Genomic DNA, 21,088 nt, shown 5'->3' with positions numbered 1-21,088 from the left:
GGGGGTAGCTGTGTGCACTGGATCACAAAGCGCACCAGCCCCCAGTCGGACCAATTCACCACTCCACCCACCCGGGCACCGCCCCGCCTCCGGGGCGCGTGAATCACATCGATGTGACGCACCCCTCACCCAGCCACCCTCGAGAGTCTTGCGGCCCTGTTGCCGATCCGTTACTTTGGACGACGTTCATCACGAAAAGATCACGACGCGACGACAGAGGGGAAACGACACGGTGGAAAAGTCGCAACACGAGTTACGAGCGACCCCCGTCGTCGTCCAGCCGGCCGGTGCGCATCGGGTCGGTCGCCACCGGATGCCCGCGCCGCCGCAGGCACTGCGCGGGCGTGCAGCCGTTCTAGCCATCGCCGCGGGCGCCGCTGTCTCCGCCGCGTCGGCGGGTTCTGCCTTGAGTGACACGGGCACCCATTCGGCCGACGCCGGAGACATCGCACTTCTGGCTAACGGAGAGCCCGCACCCGCGACTTCTACCCCAGGCGCGCCGACGACTTCGGCCCCGGCGACGCCCTCGGCCCCCGAGCCCGTCGTCGTCGTCCCAGTCTCCGCCGCAGGGCCTTCGAGCGACGACATCAGTTCCACGATGCTTTACGCGGGCACGGAGATCAATGCCCAGCGCGAGATCGCCGAGGAGCAGGCCCGGCGCCCGAAGGTCGCCATGCCCGCAATCGGCGCGTTCACCTCGCCTTATGCGATGCGCTGGGGCAGCTTCCACGCCGGCATTGACATCGCGAACGTGCCCGGTTCGGACATCTACGCCGCCACGGATGGCACTGTGATCGACTCCGGTCCGGCCCAGGGTTTCGGTAACTGGATTCGCATCATGGCCGACGACGGCACCATGACCGTCTACGGCCACATGCAGTCTCTCGACGTCGCCGTCGGTGAGCGCGTGCATGCCGGGCAGAAGATCGCGGGCATGGGTTCGCTCGGATTCTCCACCGGCTCCCACCTGCACTTCGAGGTCCTCGTCAACGGAGGCAAGGACCACGTCGATCCGTTGACCTGGCTACTCGAGCGCGGTCTCGATCCCATGGCCGGCAGCGTCGAGGGATCCAGCTCCTCCGGTAGCTGACCGTTCGGGGCGTCGCCGCTTCAAGCGTAGGATCCCGCAGTCAATCAATCTGCGTTTCTCCAGTTCAGAGGTCAGGGCCCGGAGCTCGGACGGCTCGGCAGCGATCCTTCTGCGCTGCTTCAGGACGAACGAGGGTCCAAGAGCAGCAACCAGAATCACAGCGATGCTCACAAAGACCACCTGGATACTCATCTGGTCTGCGATGAATCCCAGCAAGCCGATGCCCAAGACCTCGTGAAAGCTAATCCTGAACGAAATCCAGAAGCGCGAGCCTAGAGCTTCTGCATCGGCACGCCCCCGATGAGCATGAGCCGAACCTTGCCGGACGCACCGAAGTCGATGGTCGCCGTGGCCCGCGGCCCGCTGCCATCGCAGGACAGTACTTTGCCGAGCCCGTACTTGTCGTGCGTGACCCGGTCCCCGGGCGCCAACTCGAGAGCAGGCCCGGACGCCTTCGCGCGGGGTATCCCCGCCGACCGTCCACCAGACGAGCCGAACCCGCCCGAACTGTAGCCACCACCGGAACCGCCTCCGAAACGGCGGCGCGGTGCGTACGAGTCGTCGTCCCCGTAGCCCGCCCCACCGGCCGGCTCTTCGCGCTGCCACTCGATCGCCTCGGAGGGGATCTCCTCCAGGAAACGTGATCCGGGATTGGTCATGGGTTGCCCCCACGATGACCGCATCATTGCGCGGGTCAGGTAGAGCCGCTTGCGGGCGCGCGTGATGCCCACATACGCGAGCCTGCGCTCCTCCGACAGTTCGGCCGGGTCGCCCAGTGCCCGCATGTGCGGGAAGAGCCCGTCCTCCATGCCGATGAGGAACACCACCGGGAATTCCAGCCCCTTGGCGGTGTGCAGGGTCATGAGGGTGACCTGGCCCTGGTCGGAGTCGGGGATCTGGTCGGCGTCGGCCACCAGCGAGACCCGTTCGAGGAACGCGGCGAGTGACCCGGGCTCGGCCAGCCCCTGGTCCAGCTCGTCGTCAGCGTCCGCCTCGACACCGAAACCCTGCTCTTTCGCCGAGCGCTGCAGCGCGGCCTCCGAGGAGAATTCGCGGCCCACGCCCACCAGTTCGTTGAGGTTGTCCACGCGGGCGGCGTCCTGCGGGTCGTTGGACGCCTCCAGTTCAGCGCGGTAGCCGGTGCTCTCCAGCACGGCTTCCACGAGTGCCCCGACGTCGGGCGCCGAGTCCTCCCCGGCGGCGTGATCACCGCCGTCAAGGCGTCCGCGCAGCTCGTCAAGCATCCGCACGAACCCGGCGATCGCCTTGACCGACCGCGTCGGCAGCAGCGACACCTTCCCCTCGGCCGCGTCTCGCAGTGCCTGGCCGAACCCGATACCCCGCTGCTCGGCGTGAACGACCACACATGCCTCGGCGCGGTCCCCGATTCCCCGCCGCGGGGTGTTGAGGATGCGGCGCAACGCCACCGTGTCGTCCGGGTTGCTGAGAACCTTGAGGTAGGCGACGACGTCGCGAACTTCCTTGCGCTCGTAGAATCTGGTGCCCCCCACGACCTTGTACGGCAGGCCGAGGCGCACGAACACATCCTCGACGACGCGGGAGGAGTTGTTGGTTCGGTAGAACACCGCCACGTCGGAGTACGACGCCGCACCTGAGTCCACCAGTCGGTCGATCTCCCCGGCGATGAACCTCGCCTCGTCGTGCTCGTTGTCCGCCACGTAGCCCACCAACAGCTCGCCCGCGCCCTCAGAGGTCCACAGATTTTTCTCCCTGCGACCCGGGTTGCGCGAGATGACGGCATTCGCGGCCGTCAGAATGGTCTGCGTGGACCGGTAGTTCTGCTCCAACAGGATGGAACGGGCATCGGGGTAGTCGTGCTCGAAGTCTTCGATGTTCCTGATCGTGGCACCGCGGAAGGCGTAGATCGACTGATCGGCGTCACCGACCACACAGAGCTCGGCCGGGGGGACGCCCACCCCGTCGTCCTCCCCCGTCACCCCACCCACGAGGGTGCGCACCAGCACATACTGGGCGTGGTTGGTGTCCTGGTACTCGTCCACCATGACGTGGCGGAACCGGCGTCGGTAATACGCCGCGACCTCGGGGTGCGCACGGAGCAGCGCCACGGTCTCACCGATCAGATCGTCGAAGTCGAACGCATTGGCCGCCTGCAGTCGCGACTGGTATTCCGTGTATACGGCCGCGACGGTCTGCCCCGTTCGGTCGGAGTCTTCGAGCGCACGGTCCATCGCCTCGGACGGTTCGCGCAGCTCGTTCTTGTGATTGGAGATCGCCGTTGCCAGCATCCGCGGGGTGAACTTCTTAACCTCGAGCTGCTGCTCCTTGGCGATCATCCCCAACAGCCGCCGGGAGTCATCCGAATCGTAGATCGTGAAGTTCGAGTTCCGCGTCCCCAGCAGCGCGGACTGAGCGCGCAGGATCCGCACGCAGATCGAGTGGAACGTGGCCACCCACATCCGCTCCGCGTGCGGACCGACCAGGGCCGCCACCCGCTCCCGCATCTCGGCGGCGGCCTTGTTAGTGAAGGTGATCGCGAGGATCTGCCCGGGATGCGCACCCCCCTCTGCCAGCAGGTATGCGATGCGTCGGGTGAGCACACTGGTCTTTCCCGACCCCGCTCCCGCCACGATCAACAACGGGCCGCCGCGGTGCGTGACCGCGGCGGCCTGCTGTGGGTTAAGCCCGTCGAGCAGGGGTGAGATGGGGCGGGCGGGAGCGTGTGCGGTGTCGGTCATCGTGGGTCCAATCTACCCATTCGATCCGACAAGCCGGGCTCAGCGCTGACCGACCCCCGTGAACTCCTTCACCTGGGACGCCGACGCGGTCAGGCCGGGATCGTTGTCCAGATAGTGCCGTGTCTCGCGGACGATCAGGCCCGACAGGAAGAGCAGACCAATGAGGTTGGGGATGGCCATGAGGCCGTTCATCACGTCGGAGAAGTTCCACACCACCTCGAGCTCGGTGACCGCTCCCACGAACACCACGCAGGTGAAGACCATGCGGTACGGGATCACACCACGCGCGCCCACCAGCCGCTCCATACACCGCTCGCCGTAGTACGACCATCCGAGGATCGTGGAGAAGGCGAAGAAGGCGATCGAGACGGCGACGAGCTTGTCACCCTGAGGTAGGGCGGAAGCGAAGGCGTCGGCCGTCATCGTCCCGGCACTCTCCCGTCCCTCCTGCCACACCCCTGAGGTGACCAGGACGAGCCCGGTGAAGGTGACCACGATGATGGTGTCGACGAACGTCTGCGTCATCGACACCAGACCCTGCCGGGTGGGATGGGTGGTCTTGGCCGCCGCCGCCGCGATTGCCGCGGACCCCATCCCGGACTCGTTCGAGAAGATGCCGCGCGCAACGCCCATCTGGATGGCGTAAAGGATCGCCGAGCCGGCGAATCCACCGACCGCGGACGTCCCGGTGAAGGCGCCCGAGAAGATCTGGCCGAACGCTGCGGGGATCTGCTCGGAGTTGGCGACGAGCACAGCGAGGCCGCCGAGGATGTAGAGCAGGATCATGAGCGGCACGAACCCGGCCGTGACCCTGCCGATCGCCTTGATGCCACCGAGCAGCACGGCACCGGTGCAGACGAACAACACGATGCCGGTAGCCGCATGGGAAACGCCAAACGAGTTATCCAACTGGGTCGCCACCGCGTTGGCCTGTGTCATGTTGCCGATGCCGAAGCTCGCCAGAACGGCGAACACCGCGAACAGGATCGACAGGACCAGGCCAATCCGGCCGCCGGTGCGACCGAAGACTTCCGCGAGGCCGCGGTGCAGGTAGTACTGGGGACCGCCGGACTTCTCGCCGCGGGCATCGGTGACGCGGTAGCGCACGCCGAGGAACGCCTCGGAGTATTTGGACGCCATGCCGACGAGCGCAGTGATCCACATCCAGAAGAGCGCCCCCGGCCCGCCCAGCGCGATGGCCGTCGCGACGCCGACGATGTTGCCCACGCCGACGGTCGCCGCCAGGGCGGTGGTCAGCGCCTGGTATTGCGAGATGTCGCCCTCGCCGCCGTCGTCCTTCCTTTTGACCAGGCCCAGCCGCAGGGCGGGCACCAGCTTGCGGAACTGCAGCATCCGCAGCCGGATCGTCAGGAACAGACCTGTGCCGAGCAGCAGCGGGATGAGGACGAACGGCCCCCAGATCACCGATCCGATGTTGGCGAGAAACGTGTTGAAGTTTTCCACGGGCGGAAACACTAGACGGTCATTCTGCGGCGCAGTGGAGCAGTGGGATAATCCGGTCATGAGCACCGACCCCGCCGGCCCCCACTCCCCTGGCACCGACCCCTCCGGCACCGACGATCCGCTGTCCGAGGCCGAGATCCAGGAGTTGAGGCTGGAGATCGACCGCCTGGACGCCGAGATTCTCGACGCCATCGTCCGCCGCAGCGAGATCTCCAGGCGCATTGGCCGCACTCGCATGAGGTCGGGCGGTACGAAGCTCGTGCACACCCGGGAACTCAAGGTTTACGAGCGTTTCTCCTCACTCGGGGAGGAAGGGCAGACCCTTGCGGGCATGCTCCTGCGTCTCGGTCGGGGCCGGCTGGGGTACTAGCTGGGGTACGAGGAGCGCCCGGCTACCAGATGCGCCTGTTACCGACTCGGCCCGATCCTGACGGCGGTCGAAGCGAAGCCCAGCCAGGTGTGGTGGTTGTTGGCCCAGCACCAGCCCACCTTGGGCGCGCCCTTGTTCTCCCTGCCGTCTCGGCCTGTCCCGCCGCTGATCCACAGTGCGGGCGTCCGCGAATCCAGGCCGCCGCCCTCCTTGGGTTTGCGCGAGCCGATGCACATGAAGCACTTTCCGGGTTCGAGCAGCCCCGGTTCCTGTAGCAGCCAGCTGATCCCCTCCGAGACGGTCAGTGGGGTGCGGCCCCGATTGGCCAACTCGGCGTGGGCGTCGGTCGGGGTCCAGCCCAGCATGTCGTCGCCGCGTGTCACGTCCTCTAGCAAATACAGTGGCGCGTCCGGGACGTCGATGTCGTCGGTGGGGGTGAACTCTGCCAGGTCTGTCATGTCGACGACGACGAAGCCCGCCTTGCCGTCGCGGCGCATGAGGGTGGCCAGTCGGTCTGTCGACACGAGGGACGGGTGGACGGCCACAAGCGCGCGGTCGTCGCCCGGACCGTCTGGGAGGGCGCGGGCGTGGGCCCGCAGGTTCTCGGCGGTGATACCGGCGAGCTCGGGGACGCCGACATCGACGAGGCGCTCGACCTGCTCGGCAAGGGGGGATCCGGGATGAACTCTGGGGGTCACATCGCTGGAACGGGCGGCGGCCCCCTGTTATTCCCGGATAGCCTCGATGCCATGACCGACATCAGTACAACTGAGCAGTGGGCAGCGGTGGAGGACCTGGTCCCCTCGATCGGTGAGCAGACCCTGCGGGAATTGTTCGCCGCGGACCCCGAGCGCGGCCGCCGGATGTCGGTCACCGCTGGCGACCTCCACGTGGACCTGTCGAAACACCTGGTCACCGATGAGATCCTCTCCGCGCTCATCGATCTCGCCGACGCCGCTCAACTGCCGGCGCAACGGGCTGCCATGTTCCGGGGCGACCACATCAACACGACCGAGGACAGGGCGGTTCTCCATTCGGCGCTCCGCCTCCCGGCCGAGGCCGAGCTCGTCGTCGACGGTCAGGACGTGGTCGCCGACGTGCACGGGGTACTGGCACGCATGGCCGACTTTTCCGACCGCGTCCGCTCCGGCGGGTGGACCGGACACACCGGCGAGCGTATCGACACGGTGGTCAACATTGGCATCGGTGGCTCGGACCTGGGGCCGGTGATGGTCGACAGCGCATTGCGTCAGTTCCAGACGGCAGGCATCCACGCCCGGTACGTGTCCAACGTCGACCCCGCCGACCTCTCGGCCACCCTCGCCGACATCAACCCGGCCACGACCCTGGTGGTGGTGGCCTCCAAGACGTTCACCACCCAGGAGACCATGGCCAACGCGCATGCGGCGCGTCGGCATTTCGTCGAGGCACTGGGATCAGAGGAAGCGATCGCCTCACACTTCGTCGCCGTTTCCACCGCCGCCGAGAAGGTCGCCGACTTCGGCATCGCGGCGGACAACATGTTCGAGTTCTGGGACTGGGTCGGCGGGCGCTACTCGGTGTCCTCTGCGATCGGGCTGTCAGTGATGATCACGGTGGGGCCGGCTGCGTTCATCGAGTTGCTCGAGGGCTTCCACACAATGGATCAGCACTTCGCCACCGAGGCGCCGCAAGACAATGCTCCGGTCCTCATGGCGCTGCTGGGGATCTGGTACACGTCCTTCCTCGGCTCGCAGTCCAAGGCCGTCATCCCCTACTCGCAGGATCTCCATCGTTTCCCCGCCTACCTGCAGCAGCTGACCATGGAGTCGCTCGGCAAATCGGTCCGGCACGACGGCTCTGACGTCACCTACCCCACCGGAGAGGTCTACTGGGGCGAGCCCGGCACCAACGGGCAGCATGCGTTCTTCCAGTTGCTCCACCAGGGCACTCAGCTGGTGCCCGTCGATTTCATCGGTATCGCTCGCCCGGGCATGGACCTGGACGCCGCCCTGTCCAGCGGGTCGGACGCGGTCTCCATGCATGACCTGCTCATGGCCAACCTGTTCGCGCAGTCGCGAGTTCTGGCGTTCGGTAAGACCGAGGAGGAGGTCATCGCCGACGGCGTCGACCCCGCCCTCGCACCGCACAAAGTCATGCCCGGGAACCGGCCCTCCACCACGATCCTCGCGCCGTCCCTCTCCCCCGGCACCCTCGGCCAGCTCATCGCACTCTACGAGCATGTGGTGTTCACCCAGGCCGCGATCCTGGGCATCAACGCTTTCGACCAGTGGGGCGTCGAGCTGGGTAAGGCCCAGGCTGGTGAATTGCTTCGCGCCCTCACCGCCGACACCCACCCGGCCCCGTCCTTCGACTCCTCCACCGACTCCCTCGTCGAGATATACCGAGAGGCCCGTGGCCGGCGCTGACGCCCGGCCAGCTTGCGGGATCGGGAGGGCGCGGACCTGACACTTGCCGCGGCGCGAGCTGACGACCTCCTGCCCGCCCCACACCACCGTTCTGCCCCACTACTGCGCGCCAAGCGATGCCCCGCACGGCCGAAGAGGGCCACAGGTGGCTCAGACGAAGCGGCGGGTGACCTTCTCGGGCAGGAGCGACAGCAGCGGGCCGATCGCTTTCCACGGCTTCGCCGGCACCAGTGCGCGGGTGGGCTCGGCGTCGATCGCTTTGACCAGCGCGTCGACGCCCTCGTCGAACTCGGTCATCAACGCGGTCTTCACCGAGCGGTTGATGTCGGTGCGGATGTACCCAGGCAGAATGTCCGTCACCTTGATCCGGCTGCCCGCATTGTCGAGCTCGGCATAGAGGCCCTGCGCCAGGGCGGAGACGAACGCCTTGGTAGCCCCGTAGGTGTTCTGGGCCTTCGGCATGCCTCGCAGCGAACTCACCGACGAGATGAACACCAGGTGCCCCTCACCCCGAGTGAAGAGCAGTTCCATCGCCGCTTCGGCCTGGTTGAGCGTCCCGACCACGTTCACCATTGCGGTCTCCCGGTTGGCGTGCGCCTTCCCCGTACCGATTGAGGCACCCTTGCCCAGTCCGGCGTTGAGTACGAAACGGTCGATACCGCCGAGCTCGGCATCGAGCTCGCCGAAAACCCGCTCCACCGCGTCACCGTCTGCCACATCGAGCTCGCGCACCGCCACCGTGATCGAGGGATTCGCTTCCAGCAGTTCGGCGCGAAGCTCCTCCAGGCGGTCCAGCCGCCGCGCACACAGCGCGAGATTCTTTCCCTGCACGGCCCAGCGGCGGGCCATTCCCTCGCCGAGGCCAGAGCTGGCGCCGGTAATCAGAATCGTCTTGCGGTCGGTCACGAGTTCTCCTCCGTTGGCGATGCGCCCAGTGTGGCACGACGCGGCTGGCAGGACGGGCAACGGTAGGCGATGCGGTCGAGAGAGTCACTCGGCTCGTCCGGGTCCGCGAGTCCGCCGAGGCGGAAGGTCTCCACCTCGGTCCCGCACCGGCGACACGGCTTGCCGTCACGGCCGTACACCCACAATTCGCGCCCGCGTCGTGTGTCGCCGGTGGTCACTCGGACGGTGCGGTCGGCGTTGGCCACCAGCATCCGACGTGCCAGCGTGACCGTGGCACGAAGATCGGGCACCACCTCTACGGGATCCCGCGGATCCACCCCCCGCAGGAAGCACAGCTCCGCCCGGTAGACGGTCCCTATCCCGGCCAGATTGCGCTGATCGAGCAACGCCTCGCCGATCGTGCGGGTGGGTCGTTCCACGATGCGCCGCACGACTTCGTCGGTACTCGTCACCGGGTCCCAGTCTGTGCCTAGGAGGTCGGGCCCGAGATGGTCTACTGCACGATCTGCCTCGGCCGGGGTCAGGGCGCGCAGTAGTCCGAGTTCGGTGCCTACGACCTCTACGTCGCCGGCGCGCAGGAGCAGCCGCACGGTGTGAGCGGGGAACCGCCACCGGTCCCCCGCACGCAGGATGTGGATGCGACCCTCCATCTTGAGGTGGATGTGGAGGGTGACGGGATCACGTCCCTGACCGTCGGGGCCGACGACGACGAAGAGATGCTTCCCCCGGGACCGGGCCGCCACCACCGTCCTGCCGGTTAGGTCAACAGCGGCGAACCTCGGTACCCGGAGCTCTGTCCTGTCCAGGGTCCGCCCGGCGAGTGCCTCGTGGACCCGCGTCGCAGCTCTGTGCACTGAGTCGCCTTCAGGCACGGTTCACCACCCCAGTTCGCGGCAACCGACGACCCCGGCAGTCTCGATCTGCACTGTCACGTGCTCGACCCCGTGCCGTTCCAGCAGGACGCGACGAGCGTCACCGAGAACCTCTGCATGATCGGCACCCGGGTCGACCACCAGGTGCACGGTACCCACGTCCATTCCCGAGGTCAGCGTCCACAGGTGCAGGTCGTGAACCTCCTCGACATCACGCAAGGCCCTGAGCTGGGCCTCCACCTCCACTGGGTCGACGCCGGCGGGAGCGTGCTGGGCCAGGACGGCGAGCACCTGCCGTCCGAGCATCACCGCCCGGACAACGATGAACACGGCGATTGTGACCGCGACCACCAGGTCCCACGCCGTCGACCCGGTCGCCCGCATGAGCAGGGCCGCCACGATTACCCCGACGGACCCTGCCGCGTCGGCGAGGACCTCGAGGTACGCGCCGCGCACTGCCAGGCTCTCGCTGGAACCGCTGCGCAACAACAGCAGGGAGATCAAGTTGATGACGAGCCCCAGCGCGCCGACGACCAGCATCGTCCCGGTGGCAACGGGGGCGTCGGAGCCAAGCCTGCCGACTGCCTCGATCAGGACGTACACACCCATGCCGAGCATGATGAGCACCGCAAGCCCGGAGGCGAAGATCTCCGCGCGGTAGCGGCCGAAGGTCCGGCGGCCGGTCCCGTCGGGGCGGGTGGCGACCATCGTCGCCAGCAGGGCGGCGCCGAGTGCGACCACATCCGCGCCCATATGGCCGGCGTCGGAGAGCAGGGCGAGGGACCCGGAAATCAGCCCCGCGACCAGTTCCACGACGAAGAACGCCACTGTCAGCGCGAACGCGATCGCGAGCCGCGCCCGGTGCCGCCCGCCAGCGTGCGCGGACGGTCGAATGTGACTGTGACCAGCACCCATACGACCCCTCTCGACACATGCACTAATGCGCATATTCTAACTAATCGCCGCCTCAGACTCAAGGCGGGGCGCTAGCCCTGTTGTCTGACTAGCGCCGTATACGCAGTCCCTTGGGAGTGATACCGAAACCCGCATTCTCGAACGACGCTGCATGGGGGGACGCGTGCACGGGTTCGCCACCGAGGGTGGTGACGGTGAGTGGGCCGACCGCGCCCGACTTCACACTGTCGGCGAGTGCGGCCGCGGCGAGCGGGACAGCTCCGGCGCGGCCGTCGAGGATCAGGATGGTCCGCCCCCCGCGTTCGACGAACAGCACGCACACGCCGTCGACCAGTACCACCAGGGCTCCTGCCTTTCGGCCGGGGCGGTGTCCGGATCCGTTCCCGGTCCCTTCACCGGTCGTGCGTCCGGCAGGCCAGGGCAGGGCCGCCCCGTAAGGGTTGGCGGGGTCGGTCGCGGCGAGGACACGAACGGTGGGTTCGTCCGTTCCGGACGGCCAGTGGTCGTCATCTGCGGTGTCGTCGAAGGTCCGCAGCCGATCGATGGTGTTGCCGGCGGCGAACTGTGCAGCGCCGAGGCCGTCGACGAAATACCCCCGCCGGCAGCGCCCCGAGTCCTCCATCTGCGCCAGCACCTTGTACACAGCTGCGAACCCGCCAGGGATCTCCTCGGCCTCCACCGCGCCCCGGGTGACCACGCCGTGCCGAAGAAGCAGCGTCTCGGCCCAGGCATAGGCGCGCAGGGTCGCGTCGGTGACCGGCTCAGGCACCAGCGACCAGCGACCAGCGAGTATGGGCGGCGTCCTCGTCCCCGCGGCGACCGCGCCGTTCAATTGGGCCATGGTGGTCCTGCCCATCCGGGCCCGACGCGGTCGGGCGGAGGACCTGGGCGAGCGGTGCGCAGTCCCCGACCCTGAGGAGCCGCCGCCGGCGAGTACCGCTCGCAGCGGGGCGAGGGTGTCGTTGGTGACCACGCCGTCCCACACCAGGTCCCACAGCGCATCGCGAACCGCCGCCTCAGTGATGATGGGCGCAGCGTCGGGGGGTGCGGCGTCGGGGGGTGCGGTGGCCGCAGCGTCGGTGGGGGCGGTCGCAACCTTCACCCTGGCGACGATGTCGCGGAAGAACAGGGCACCGCCGCGCAGGGAGTCGACGACGGCGAGTTGGACAGGTCCCTCCGGCTGCGGTCGTTCCAGCGGCAGGGTCGCACCAGCCGAATCCGCAGGGTGCAGGGAGATCCAGCCGTCACGCGAACCGGCTCGTCCGCGCCCGCTCCAGATGACCTCTCCCCCGGCGAGAAGTTCGTCGAGCATCGCTGGGGAGTAGTCCGCCACACGCGGCGCCAGGATCAGCGGCTCGACCGCGGAGGCGGGCAGGGCGACGCCGTCGAGCTGCTCGATCACAGCGAGCACCCCGTCTACACCGGACTCGGCGCCGGAGCCGAGGCTCTGCCAGCCGGGCAGGAAGCGGCCCAGCGCGGAGTGCGAGACCGGTTCGATCTGGGAACGCAGGGCGGCCAGCGAGCGGCGGCGAATGTGACGCAGTACCTCGGCGTCGCACCACTCCGGTCCGGTCGCGTTCGGGCGGAATTCGCCGGCGAGCAGCACGCTGGAGGAGGTGAGCCGATCGAGGACGCCGCGAGCGACTGCCACCCCGAGCCCGAATCGTTCGGCGACGGCGTCGACGGTGAACGGCCCGTGTGTGCGCGCGTAACGCCGGACGAGTTCTCCGAGCGGGTCGTCGACGTCGCCGAGGAACGCCGACGGCACTCCGGGCGGTGGGGGCACTCCCAGACCATCACGCAGCCTGGCCACGTCCTCGACGCCGGCCCACCACGTCCGGCCAGCATGCTCGACGGTGACGACACGCCAGGCCGCTGCCAACGAGGCGAGCCACTCGGGGACCGCATCGGGGTCGGCGGAACGCGCGGCTACTTCTTCCACTGTGAGCGGACCGAGGAGCCGCAGGAGGTCCACCACCGCCTCGGCGTCGCGGGCGGCGCGATCGGCTTCGAGGTGCTGCAGCCGCCGTTCGATCGAGTCCAGCACGTCGGTGTCGAGCAGTTCGCGCAACTCGACACGTCCGAGGAGCTGCCCGAGCAGCGACGGGTCGATCGCGAGGGCCGCGGCCCGCTTCTCGGCCAGCGGTGAGTCACCCTCGTAGAGGAACGCGCCGACGTAGTCGAACAACAGCGACTGCGCGAAAGGCGACGCGCTGGGCGTGTCCACCTCGATGATCCGCACGGTCCGAGACTCGATCTCGGTCAACAGCCGCTCGAGAGCGGGGACGTCGTAGACGTCCTGCAGGCACTCGCGCACCGCCTCGAGGATCATGGGGAAATCTGGGTACTGGCGCGCGACGTCGAGCAACTGCGCGGACTTCTGGCGCTGCTGCCACAACGGCGCCCTCCGACCCGGGTCGATCCGGGGGAACAGCAGAGCTCGCGCCGAACACTCACGGAAGCGGGAGGCGAAGAGCGCGGACCCGCCCACATGCCGGGTGACCAGATCCACCGCCTCCTCGGCACCGATCGCGAACGTCTCCGCTCCCGGTCGCGAGCCGGACTCGCCGTCGTCGCCCATGTCCGGGACCCGGAGGATGATGCCGTCGTCTGATACCACCGGCACCGCATCGAACCCGTGCGCGGCGGCCAGACGAGCACGCACCGCCTCCGCCCACGGCCAGTGCACCCGCGCGCCGAACGGCGAGTGGAGCACCACCCGCCAGTCCCCGACCTCGTCGCGGAAACGCTCCACAACAAGGGTGGTGTCACTGGGCACGTGACCGGTCGCCTCGCGCTGCTCCGCCAGGAAGCGTCGGAGGTTCGCCGCGGCGTTCTCGTCCAGACCGGCGCTGTCGAGCCGCGCAGTGACTTCGGAGTCCGTGCCACCCGCCACTTCGCGCAAGAAGCCACCCAACGCGCGACCGAGCTCGGCGGGCCTCCCCTGGTCGTCGCCGAGCCAGAACGGCAGCCGCCCCGTACCCCCGGGTGCGGGACTGACCATGACGCGGTCGTGAGTGATCTCCTCGACACGCCAACTCGAGGCGCCGAGTGCGAACACGTCCCCCACACGCGACTCGTAGACCATCTCCTCGTCCAACTCGCCGACACGGGTGGCTTTCTCCCCCACCATGAACACCCCGAACAGTCCGCGGTCCGGAATGGTGCCGCCCGACGTGACGGCCAGACGTTGGGCCCCCGGGCGGCCGGTGAGAGTGCCCGCATCGCGGTCCCAGACCAGTCGCGGCCGCAACTCTGCGAAATCCGCCGACGGATACTTGCCCGCGAGCATGTCGAGCGTGGCCTCGAAGGCCGATCGTGGCAGGCCCGCGTAGGGAGCGGTACGCCGGACAGCCGAGAACCATTCCTCTACGTCGATGGCCTCGAGTGCGCACGCCGCGACCGTCTGCTGCGCCAGGACGTCGAGGGGGTTGGCGACAACCGAGAGTTCCTCGATCGCACCGGCGAGCATCCGCTCGACGGTCACTGCACTGTGCACCAGATCAGCGCGGTGCTTGGGGAACACCACCGCACGAGAGATCTCACCGACCTGGTGACCGGCGCGACCGACGCGCTGCAGCCCCGAGGCCACCGACGGCGGAGATTCCACCTGCACCACCAGGTCCACCGCCCCCATGTCGATGCCCAGCTCGAGCGACGAGGTAGCCACTACCGCTCGGAGCCTGCCCGACTTCAACGCGTCCTCGATGAGCGCGCGGCGCTCCTTGGATACCGACCCGTGGTGGGCCATCGCCAATTCCGGTGGCGCGCCCCGTGAGACCTCCGACGGCACCATCAACTGCGCCGGTGGCCGGGCCGGCGGGACGGGCAGCGAGCCGGGATTGGTGTCCTCGGCATAAATCTCGTTGAGACGGGCGGTGAGCCGCTCGGCCAGTCTGCGTGAGTTGACGAACACGATCGTCGAGCGGTGCGCGGTGACCAGGTCAACCACCTGCCGTTCGACGTGCGGCCAGATCGACCCCTGCCCCGGCGTGCCCGGGGGTGCTGACACCTCTGTCGTCGCCGAAGACAGGTCCGCCATGTCCTCCACCGGGACGCGGACGGACAACTCGAAGCTTTTGTCCGAGCGCGGCGCCACTACGGTGACCGGGCGCTCTCCCGCCAAGAAACGTGCCACCTCCGAGTGCGGCCTAACCGTCGCCGAGAGGCCCACCCGCTGTGCAGGTCTGTCGAGCAACTCGTCCAGACGCTCCAAGCTCAGCGCGAGGTGTGCGCCACGTTTGCTGCCGGCCACCGCGTGGATCTCGTCGATGATGACCGTGTCCACGCCCGTCAAGGTTTCGCGGGCGGCCGAGGTGAGCAGCAGGAACAGCGATTCCGGAGTGGTTACCAGGACGTGCGGCGGCTTCGCGCGCTGGCGGCGCCGCTCGTCGGGCGGGGTGTCGCCGGTCCGGATCCCGACGGTCACGTCCGCAGTCTCTGTGTTTAGTGCCGCGGCCTCCCGGGCGATCCCCGCGAGCGGCGCCCGGAGGTTTCGCTCGACGTCCACCGCCAGTGCCTTGAGTGGAGAGATGTACAGGACCCGCGTGCCCGGCCCGGACGCGCGGAGTCTCCCGGTGCCGACCCCCGGATCGGATTCGACCGGGCCCAGGAGCAGTTCGTCCAGCGCGGCGAGAAACGCCGACAGCGTCTTGCCCGAGCCTGTGGGCGCCACGACCAGGGTGTGCGCGCCGCCGGCGAGCGCTGCCCACGCGCCCTCCTGCGCGGCGGTGGGCGCGCCGAACGCGCCCCTGAACCAGGAGACTGTGGCCGGGTGGAACCGGTCCAGGGCGTCGGACATGAACTCATGATGTCGCACCGGTACGACAGGTGCCGTGATGCGCGTCCCACTCCGTAGAGTGTGGGCATGCGCGACTTCAACGACCACGATCTGGCCTACCATCTCGCGACCGGGATCGGGGACATCGTCCGGGGCACCCGCGCAGGCGGGCTGCTGCACGGACGGTCGCTGGCGCACGTGGCCAACGAGGTCGCCCAGACTTGGACCGATGACGTGCTGGCCGTGCACCGCCCGGACGACGGGACGCTCTCGGAGGGCGTTTCGGACGACCTGAGTCGGCTGGAGAAGTCGCGGGTGTGGATCATCGATGTCATCGACGGGACCAAGGAGTTCTCCACCGGCCGCTCCGACTGGTCGGTGCACGTCGCACTCGTCGTTGACGGCCGGCCCACCATCGCTTCCGTCGGGCTGCCGGACGCGGGCCGGGTATTCCGGTCCGACCAGGTCGACTACGTTGACGGGCCGAGCTCCGGAGCAATGGTGATCAGCCGTAACAACCCGCCCGCCGGGGTACACGAGGTCGCCGACACGCTCGGGCTCCGCGTGCAGCCGATGGGGTCGGCCGGCGCCAAGATGCTGTCCGTGCTGCTCGGTGACGCCGACGTCTATCTCCACGCCGGCGGGCAGAACGAGTGGGACCAGGCCGCCCCGGTGGGGGTCGCCCTCGCCTCGGGCCTGCACGCATCCCGGATCGATGGTTCGCCGATCCAGTTCAACAAACCCAACACCTACTCCCCCGACATCCTCGTGTGCCGACCGGAGCTCGCCGAGAGGGTGATCGACGCGGCTGCGGCGAAGCTCGGGCGCGCGGATTCAGTAGACTCCGCCCCATGACCGTCCCCACCCCGTACGAGGATCTGCTCCGGCTCGTCCTGGAACAGGGCACCCCGAAGTCGGACCGCACGGGCACGGGCACGCGGAGCCTGTTCGGCCACCAGTTGCGCTACGACCTCGCGCAGGGATTCCCGCTGGTCACCACCAAGCGCGTGCACTTCAAGTCCGTGGCGTACGAACTGTTGTGGTTCCTCCGTGGTGACTCCAACGTCGGGTGGCTGCGCGAGAACGGTGTGACCATCTGGGATGAGTGGGCGGATGCCAACGGCGAGCTCGGGCCGGTTTACGGCGTGCAGTGGCGCTCGTGGCCCACCCCCGACGGCGCACACATCGACCAGATCGCATCGGCAGTCGAACTATTGAGAACTGACCCGGACTCGCGCCGCAACATCGTCTCGGCGTGGAACGTCAGCGAGTTGTCGGACATGGCTTTGCCGCCCTGCCACCTGCTGTTCCAGTTCTACGTCGCCGACGGCAAGCTCAGCTGCCAGCTCTACCAGCGCAGTGCCGACCTCTTTCTGGGCGTCCCGTTCAACATCGCGTCCTACTCACTTCTCACTCACATGGTGGCGCAGCAGGTAGGGCTCGAGGTGGGTGAGTTCATCTGGACCGGCGGCGACTGTCATATCTACGACAACCACGTCGACCAAGTCCGCACGCAGCTGTCCCGCGAGCCGTACCCCTACCCCGAGCTGAGGTTGCGTCGGGCAGACTCGGTCTTCGATTACACCTTCGAGGACTTCGAGATCGTCGGCTACGACCACCACCCGGGCATCAAAGCCCCCGTCGCGGTCTGAGTTGCAGGTGCGAATGGTGTGGGCGCAGGCCCACGGCGGGGTGATCGGTGACGGCCGGGACATGCCGTGGCACATCCCTGAAGATCTCGCGTTTTTCAAGCAGGCCACCACCGGCCTCCCTGTGGTGATGGGACGAGCGACGTGGGACTCGCTGCCGGAGCGGTTCCGACCGCTGCCCGGTCGCCGCAACATCGTGTGTACTCGCGACCCTGAATGGTCGGAAGACGGCGCCGAGCGGGCCGGGTCGGTGGAGCTCGCGCTCGAGATGGCCGGCCCAGATGCGGTCGTCATGGGCGGCGGTCAGGTCTACAACGCCGCGCTGAGTGCGGCGGACGAGTGCCTAGTCACCGAGATCGACGTCGACGCTCCCGGGACCGTACTGGCGCCCGTACTCGATGAGGCGTGGGAGCTGGTCGAGGTCGGCGCGTGGATCACCGATCCACGAAGCCGGGTCACCGGGCACGACGGCGAGGTGCGGCACCGGCACACCGTGTGGCGTCGACGGCAGGGTTGAACTGGCAGGGCTGAACCGGCAGGGCCACCGCGCCGGAATTGGCGCCGTGCCTGATCTGCGCCCGTTAGAACCATTTCCACGTCTTGGGGATCTTCTCCCCCGCTGCGAGGATCTTGATCTTCGCGCTGGCCATGAACCCGTTGATCTCGATGTCCAGGTGCGGACCGCCGCTGATGTTGTAACGTCCTTCGTCGATCTTCAGGTCGCTCATGGTCCGGTTGCCCGTGATCGCCACGGACACTCCGGGCGGGAGGAGGATCTTGGCGTTGGCGCCCCACAGGTCCAACCGAAGATGCGTCCGAGGGCGGTCGACCACGGCCTCGCGGGCGTCGAGGTAGATCTCGCCGATCCAGGACGTCAAGCGGTAGTCGTCCGGAAGGATCCAGCGGCCTTCACGCTTGATCGTGTCGAGGACGGAGGTCTTCCTCTGACCGTCGTCCACCGTGATCGCGCTGTCGGGACGGGTGGCCGGCGGGCGCGCCTGCCCCGGGCGATTCTGCCCGGCGAGGCCAGGATCGGCGGCGGGTAGCCCGCTCAGCGCCACCTCGAGTTCGGCGGGGCAGGTCGCGGCCCAGATCTTGGCTGCGCGGTCCGAGAACTCGGAGAGCGACAACTCGCCTCGACCCACCATCGCCTCGAGTCGCCGCTGCGCCAGGGTTCTGGGGTCGCTGAACTGCTGCGGATTCATACCCCCAGATTACTCAGCGAGTGAGGTCCTTCATCATCCCGCGCATCTCGGCGGACAACTCGTCGGCGAGATCCTGGAGGCCCCCCGAGATGACCTGCGAGAGGAGGTCCGGGTTCTGCGCCTCGATCACACACCCACCTCCCGACTCGCGGACGACCACGTTGCACGGAATCATCAGCGCGACGTCCTTGCTCACGTCGAAGGCCTTCCCCGCAAATCCCGGGTTGCAGGCGCCGAGGATGAGGACCCGCTCGATGTCCTTGTCGATCTTGGTCTTCAGGGTGGCTGTCAGATCGATCTCATGGAGGATCCCGAATCCGCGGTCCGCCAGCGCTGCCCTGGTCGCCTCCACCGCCTCGTCGAACTCCATCTCGGTGAACGTGCCGATTCCGACGTCCATGTCGACCACCTCCGTGTCTCGTCGGTCATACCTGATTGGTCGGGTCTAGTCGCTACTGTCCCCAGCCTGCCACGCGGCAGGCCGGTCGGTCAGGCCAGCGAGAGGAACAGCTTCTCGAGCTCGGCCAAGTCGACCCCGTCCTCGCCGGGTTCGCCGTCGCGGACGATGCACTCCTGAATGTTCTCACTGATGATCTTGAATCCCGCGCGATCAAGCGCCTTGGACACCGCCGCGAGCTGGGTCACGATCTCCTTGCACGAGCGTTCCTGCTCGACCATGTCGATCACGGCATTGAGCTGACCCCGCGCTCGACGCAACCTGTTGAGTACCTGCTGCCTGGGCTCTGACTCTGCCATCTGCGCACCTTTCATGGATCACTGTTGGTATCGGTGGCAGTCGGGCTGACGCGAAACCCCCGTGGGTCCACCGGATGAGTCCAGTGTACCCACGGGGGTATCTTTCTGCGACTGTCGGCTGGCCGCGCTGCCAGCCCCACCAAGGTCAGTCGTCGTGGACGATGATCCCTCGGACCATGCCCTCGCCGCCCTTCTCCATGATCTCGTAGCCCTCGTTGACCTGGTCGAGGGTGAAACGGTGCGTGATCAGCTCGTCCAGCTTGAGCTGCTTCTCGTCCCACAGTCGCAGGATGTTGGGGATGTCATAGAACGCGTTGGCCGAGCCGAAGAGAGAGCCCTTGATGCTCTTCTCGTACTGGGACACGAACAGGCCCGTCAGCGAGATGGAGGTGTTGTCGAGCCCACCCATCGAGGTGAGCACGACGACGCCGCGCTTGCCGACCATATCGACCGCGTCCGAAGTCACCTTTGCGTCAGCGACGCCGATGGTGATGATGGCCTTCTCCGCCATGAGCCCCCACGTCAGGCCCGGAAGCTCCGCCTTAGCCTGCTCGACATCCGTATAGACGTGAGTGGCGCCGAACTCCTTGGCCTTGGCCAGCTTGGACTCGTCGGTGTCGATCGCGAGAATGAAGCGGGCACCAGCGTGCTTGGCCCCCTGGACGGCGTTGATACCGATCCCGCCGACACCGAAGACCACGACGGTGTCGCCGGCCTTGACGTCGGCGGAGTAGACGGCCGAACCCCAGCCCGTGGTGACGCCACAGCCCACCAGCGCCGCGACCTCGAACGGGATCCAGTCCTGGATCTTGACGACCGAGTTCATGTTGGCGACCGTGTACTGCGAAAACGTGCCCAGGGTGCACATCGCACCGGCGGTCTCACCGTTGCTCAGCGTGAACGGGTAGCGACCGTCGGCCATCTCGCCGATGGTGCCGTTGAGCCCGTCGTCACACAGGTTCGACATTCCGCGCGCACACGCGGGACACCTGCCACAGGCGGGGATGAAGGAGCCCACGACGTGGTCCCCCGGCTGGACGTGCGTGACGCCCTCACCGACGGCCTCGACGACGCCCGCACCCTCATGCCCACCGACGAGCGGAAGCCGCCCCGGGAGGTCACCACTGGTGATGTGCAGGTCGGAATGGCACAGTCCGGCAACCTTCCACTTGACGAGCACCTCGCCGAAGTTGGGTCCGTCCAGCTCGGCTTCGACGATCTCGAACGGCTTGCCGAGCTCTCGGGCAATGGCGGCCTTGGTCTTCATTGAACTCCCTCCGGGCGCGACGGGATAGACCCGTCACTGGAACGTGTTCTAGCTACTTTAGCCCCATGAAGTGACCCTGTGGGGTGGTTACCAGAACCTGTTCCAGTGGGCCCCGCCGCGGGTGGCGCTCCCCGGAGGAGTACGCGCCGCCCCGCAGGTCAGGACTGTGCGTCGCCCTGCTGTGCCTGAGCGTCCTCTACAGCCTTTCGGACCTCATCCATGTCGAGTCCCTTGATCTGCTCGACGAGGTCGTCAAGCGCCTGCTCCGGGATCGCACCCGAGTGGCGGAACACCGCGATCCCCTCGCGGAACGCCATGAGCGTCGGGATGGACTGGATTTGCAGCATCGCTCCCAGCTGCTGCTCGGCGTCAGTGTCCACCTTGGCGAAGGTCACCTCGGGGTTCTTACCCGAGACCTTCTCGAAGACCGGACCGAACGCCTTGCACGGACCACACCACTCGGCCCAGAAGTCCACCAGGACGATGTCGTTCTCGGTGACGGTCTTCTCGAACTCAGCGGTCGTGATGTCGACGGTGCTCATGCGAATGCCCTCCTAGCGCGGACGGGGCGGCTCTCGTCCCGTCTCGTTTCGCCGCCAGCCTACGGACAGCCCGCGCCGGCGACGACATTCCGCAGCAATCGATACCCTTCGGGGTATGACAGCCCGCGTAATCAGGGACAACGTCGG

General features: G+C 67.6%; 18 protein-coding genes. 6 read left to right on the top strand and 12 right to left on the bottom strand.

Going from position 1 to position 21,088, the window contains the following annotated elements; all coding sequences use genetic code 11:
- Positions 1 to 313: 313 nt before the first annotated feature.
- Entirely contained in the window at positions 314 to 1,090 is a 777-nt protein-coding gene (locus FQ137_RS07765) for a M23 family metallopeptidase (RefSeq protein WP_149292711.1), read from the top strand.
- Between the two features lie 272 nt (positions 1,091 to 1,362).
- Here the strand turns inward: FQ137_RS07765 and FQ137_RS07760 are convergent, their stop codons facing one another.
- Together FQ137_RS07760 and FQ137_RS07755 are read right to left on the bottom strand one after the other, a co-directional pair.
- Positions 1,363 to 3,807, bottom strand: a complete 2,445-nt coding sequence (locus FQ137_RS07760) for a UvrD-helicase domain-containing protein (protein ID WP_149291882.1) — start codon at positions 3,805 to 3,807, stop codon at positions 1,363 to 1,365.
- A 39-nt stretch (positions 3,808 to 3,846) separates the two neighbouring features.
- The gene (locus FQ137_RS07755) at positions 3,847 to 5,271 is read right to left on the bottom strand and encodes a sodium:alanine symporter family protein (protein ID WP_188064829.1); all 1,425 of its coding nucleotides are present in this window, start codon (positions 5,269 to 5,271) and stop codon (positions 3,847 to 3,849) included.
- 58 nt (positions 5,272 to 5,329) lie between these two features.
- Here FQ137_RS07755 and FQ137_RS07750 point away from each other — a divergent pair, with 58 nt between their 5' ends.
- On the top strand, positions 5,330 to 5,641 hold the full coding sequence (locus FQ137_RS07750) for a chorismate mutase (RefSeq protein ID WP_149291881.1): 312 nt from the start codon (positions 5,330 to 5,332) through the stop codon (positions 5,639 to 5,641).
- Between the two features lie 38 nt (positions 5,642 to 5,679).
- Here FQ137_RS07750 and FQ137_RS07745 read toward each other — a convergent pair whose 3' ends face one another.
- Positions 5,680 to 6,339: a DUF5701 family protein gene (locus FQ137_RS07745; RefSeq protein ID WP_149291880.1), complete on the bottom strand. Its 660-nt coding sequence runs from the start codon at positions 6,337 to 6,339 to the stop codon at positions 5,680 to 5,682.
- Between the two features lie 51 nt (positions 6,340 to 6,390).
- Here FQ137_RS07745 and pgi point away from each other — a divergent pair, with 51 nt between their 5' ends.
- Positions 6,391 to 8,049 carry a glucose-6-phosphate isomerase gene (gene pgi, locus FQ137_RS07740; protein WP_149291879.1) on the top strand — a complete coding sequence of 553 codons (1,659 nt, stop codon included), beginning with the start codon at positions 6,391 to 6,393 and terminating at the stop codon, positions 8,047 to 8,049.
- Positions 8,050 to 8,199: 150 nt separating this feature from the next.
- Here pgi and FQ137_RS07735 read toward each other — a convergent pair whose 3' ends face one another.
- The 4 genes from FQ137_RS07735 to FQ137_RS07720 all read right to left on the bottom strand — a co-directional run bounded on the left by FQ137_RS07735 (position 8,200) and on the right by FQ137_RS07720 (position 15,543).
- Positions 8,200 to 8,955: an SDR family oxidoreductase gene (locus tag FQ137_RS07735; RefSeq protein WP_149291878.1), complete on the bottom strand. Its 756-nt coding sequence runs from the start codon at positions 8,953 to 8,955 to the stop codon at positions 8,200 to 8,202.
- Positions 8,952 to 9,827, bottom strand: a complete 876-nt coding sequence (locus FQ137_RS07730; protein ID WP_149291877.1) for a DNA-formamidopyrimidine glycosylase family protein — start codon at positions 9,825 to 9,827, stop codon at positions 8,952 to 8,954. The genes FQ137_RS07735 and FQ137_RS07730 overlap by 4 nt, the downstream gene beginning before the upstream one ends.
- Before the next feature lie 3 nt (positions 9,828 to 9,830).
- Complete coding sequence (locus tag FQ137_RS07725) at positions 9,831 to 10,742, bottom strand: cation diffusion facilitator family transporter (protein WP_149291876.1); 912 nt, start codon at positions 10,740 to 10,742, stop codon at positions 9,831 to 9,833.
- An 88-nt stretch (positions 10,743 to 10,830) separates the two neighbouring features.
- Positions 10,831 to 15,543, bottom strand: a complete 4,713-nt coding sequence (locus FQ137_RS07720) for an ATP-dependent helicase (protein WP_149291875.1) — start codon at positions 15,541 to 15,543, stop codon at positions 10,831 to 10,833.
- A gap of 66 nt (positions 15,544 to 15,609) precedes the next feature.
- Between FQ137_RS07720 and FQ137_RS07715 the strand changes: the two genes are divergently transcribed.
- Genes FQ137_RS07715 through FQ137_RS07705 form a run of 3 tightly spaced genes read left to right on the top strand, consistent with a single transcriptional unit; the run spans position 15,610 to position 17,688 of the window.
- A complete protein-coding gene (locus FQ137_RS07715) occupies positions 15,610 to 16,377 on the top strand; it encodes a 3'(2'),5'-bisphosphate nucleotidase CysQ (protein ID WP_149291874.1) in 768 nt (255 codons plus the stop codon).
- A complete protein-coding gene (locus FQ137_RS07710) occupies positions 16,374 to 17,174 on the top strand; it encodes a thymidylate synthase (protein ID WP_149291873.1) in 801 nt (266 codons plus the stop codon). The genes FQ137_RS07715 and FQ137_RS07710 overlap by 4 nt, the downstream gene beginning before the upstream one ends.
- A gap of 13 nt (positions 17,175 to 17,187) precedes the next feature.
- Positions 17,188 to 17,688, top strand: coding sequence for a dihydrofolate reductase (locus FQ137_RS07705; protein ID WP_149291872.1), 501 nt, complete (start codon positions 17,188 to 17,190; stop codon positions 17,686 to 17,688).
- Between the two features lie 64 nt (positions 17,689 to 17,752).
- Here the strand turns inward: FQ137_RS07705 and FQ137_RS07700 are convergent, their stop codons facing one another.
- From FQ137_RS07700 to trxA, 5 genes are all read right to left on the bottom strand, one after another.
- A complete protein-coding gene (locus tag FQ137_RS07700; protein WP_149291871.1) occupies positions 17,753 to 18,376 on the bottom strand; it encodes a DUF1707 domain-containing protein in 624 nt (207 codons plus the stop codon).
- 13 nt (positions 18,377 to 18,389) lie between these two features.
- Positions 18,390 to 18,776, bottom strand: a complete 387-nt coding sequence (locus tag FQ137_RS07695; RefSeq protein ID WP_149291870.1) for a DUF302 domain-containing protein — start codon at positions 18,774 to 18,776, stop codon at positions 18,390 to 18,392.
- Positions 18,777 to 18,865: 89 nt separating this feature from the next.
- Positions 18,866 to 19,132 (bottom strand): metal-sensitive transcriptional regulator, encoded by a 267-nt coding sequence (locus tag FQ137_RS07690; protein WP_149291869.1) that lies wholly within the window; start codon positions 19,130 to 19,132, stop codon positions 18,866 to 18,868.
- A gap of 145 nt (positions 19,133 to 19,277) precedes the next feature.
- Positions 19,278 to 20,399 (bottom strand): NDMA-dependent alcohol dehydrogenase, encoded by a 1,122-nt coding sequence (locus FQ137_RS07685; RefSeq protein ID WP_149291868.1) that lies wholly within the window; start codon positions 20,397 to 20,399, stop codon positions 19,278 to 19,280.
- Between the two features lie 158 nt (positions 20,400 to 20,557).
- Complete coding sequence (gene trxA / locus FQ137_RS07680) at positions 20,558 to 20,941, bottom strand: thioredoxin (RefSeq protein WP_149291867.1); 384 nt, start codon at positions 20,939 to 20,941, stop codon at positions 20,558 to 20,560.
- Between the last annotated feature and the right edge of the window lie 147 nt (positions 20,942 to 21,088).

Source organism: Dietzia sp. ANT_WB102, assembly GCF_008369165.1.
Classification (GTDB): Bacteria; Actinomycetota; Actinomycetes; order Mycobacteriales; family Mycobacteriaceae; genus Dietzia.
This window is presented reverse-complemented; position numbering and strand designations above follow the sequence as displayed.

Excerpts from the sequence above, each read along its gene's own strand:
- FQ137_RS07690 (WP_149291869.1), bottom strand. The coding sequence starts at position 19,132 with ATGGCAGAGTCAGAGCCCAGGCAGCAGGTACTCAACAGGTTGCGTCGA.
- FQ137_RS07725 (WP_149291876.1), bottom strand. The coding sequence starts at position 10,742 with ATGGGTGCTGGTCACAGTCACATTCGACCGTCCGCGCACGCTGGCGGG.
- FQ137_RS07685 (WP_149291868.1), bottom strand. The coding sequence starts at position 20,399 with ATGAAGACCAAGGCCGCCATTGCCCGAGAGCTCGGCAAGCCGTTCGAG.
- FQ137_RS07695 (WP_149291870.1), bottom strand. The coding sequence starts at position 18,776 with ATGGACGTCGGAATCGGCACGTTCACCGAGATGGAGTTCGACGAGGCG.
- trxA (WP_149291867.1), bottom strand. The coding sequence starts at position 20,941 with ATGAGCACCGTCGACATCACGACCGCTGAGTTCGAGAAGACCGTCACC.
- FQ137_RS07765 (WP_149292711.1), top strand. The coding sequence starts at position 314 with ATGCCCGCGCCGCCGCAGGCACTGCGCGGGCGTGCAGCCGTTCTAGCC.
- FQ137_RS07715 (WP_149291874.1), top strand. The coding sequence starts at position 15,610 with ATGCGCGACTTCAACGACCACGATCTGGCCTACCATCTCGCGACCGGG.
- pgi (WP_149291879.1), top strand. The coding sequence starts at position 6,391 with ATGACCGACATCAGTACAACTGAGCAGTGGGCAGCGGTGGAGGACCTG.
- FQ137_RS07705 (WP_149291872.1), top strand. The coding sequence starts at position 17,188 with ATGGTGTGGGCGCAGGCCCACGGCGGGGTGATCGGTGACGGCCGGGAC.
- FQ137_RS07700 (WP_149291871.1), bottom strand. The coding sequence starts at position 18,376 with ATGAATCCGCAGCAGTTCAGCGACCCCAGAACCCTGGCGCAGCGGCGA.
- FQ137_RS07710 (WP_149291873.1), top strand. The coding sequence starts at position 16,374 with ATGACCGTCCCCACCCCGTACGAGGATCTGCTCCGGCTCGTCCTGGAA.
- FQ137_RS07750 (WP_149291881.1), top strand. The coding sequence starts at position 5,330 with ATGAGCACCGACCCCGCCGGCCCCCACTCCCCTGGCACCGACCCCTCC.
- FQ137_RS07760 (WP_149291882.1), bottom strand. The coding sequence starts at position 3,807 with ATGACCGACACCGCACACGCTCCCGCCCGCCCCATCTCACCCCTGCTC.
- FQ137_RS07720 (WP_149291875.1), bottom strand. The coding sequence starts at position 15,543 with ATGTCCGACGCCCTGGACCGGTTCCACCCGGCCACAGTCTCCTGGTTC.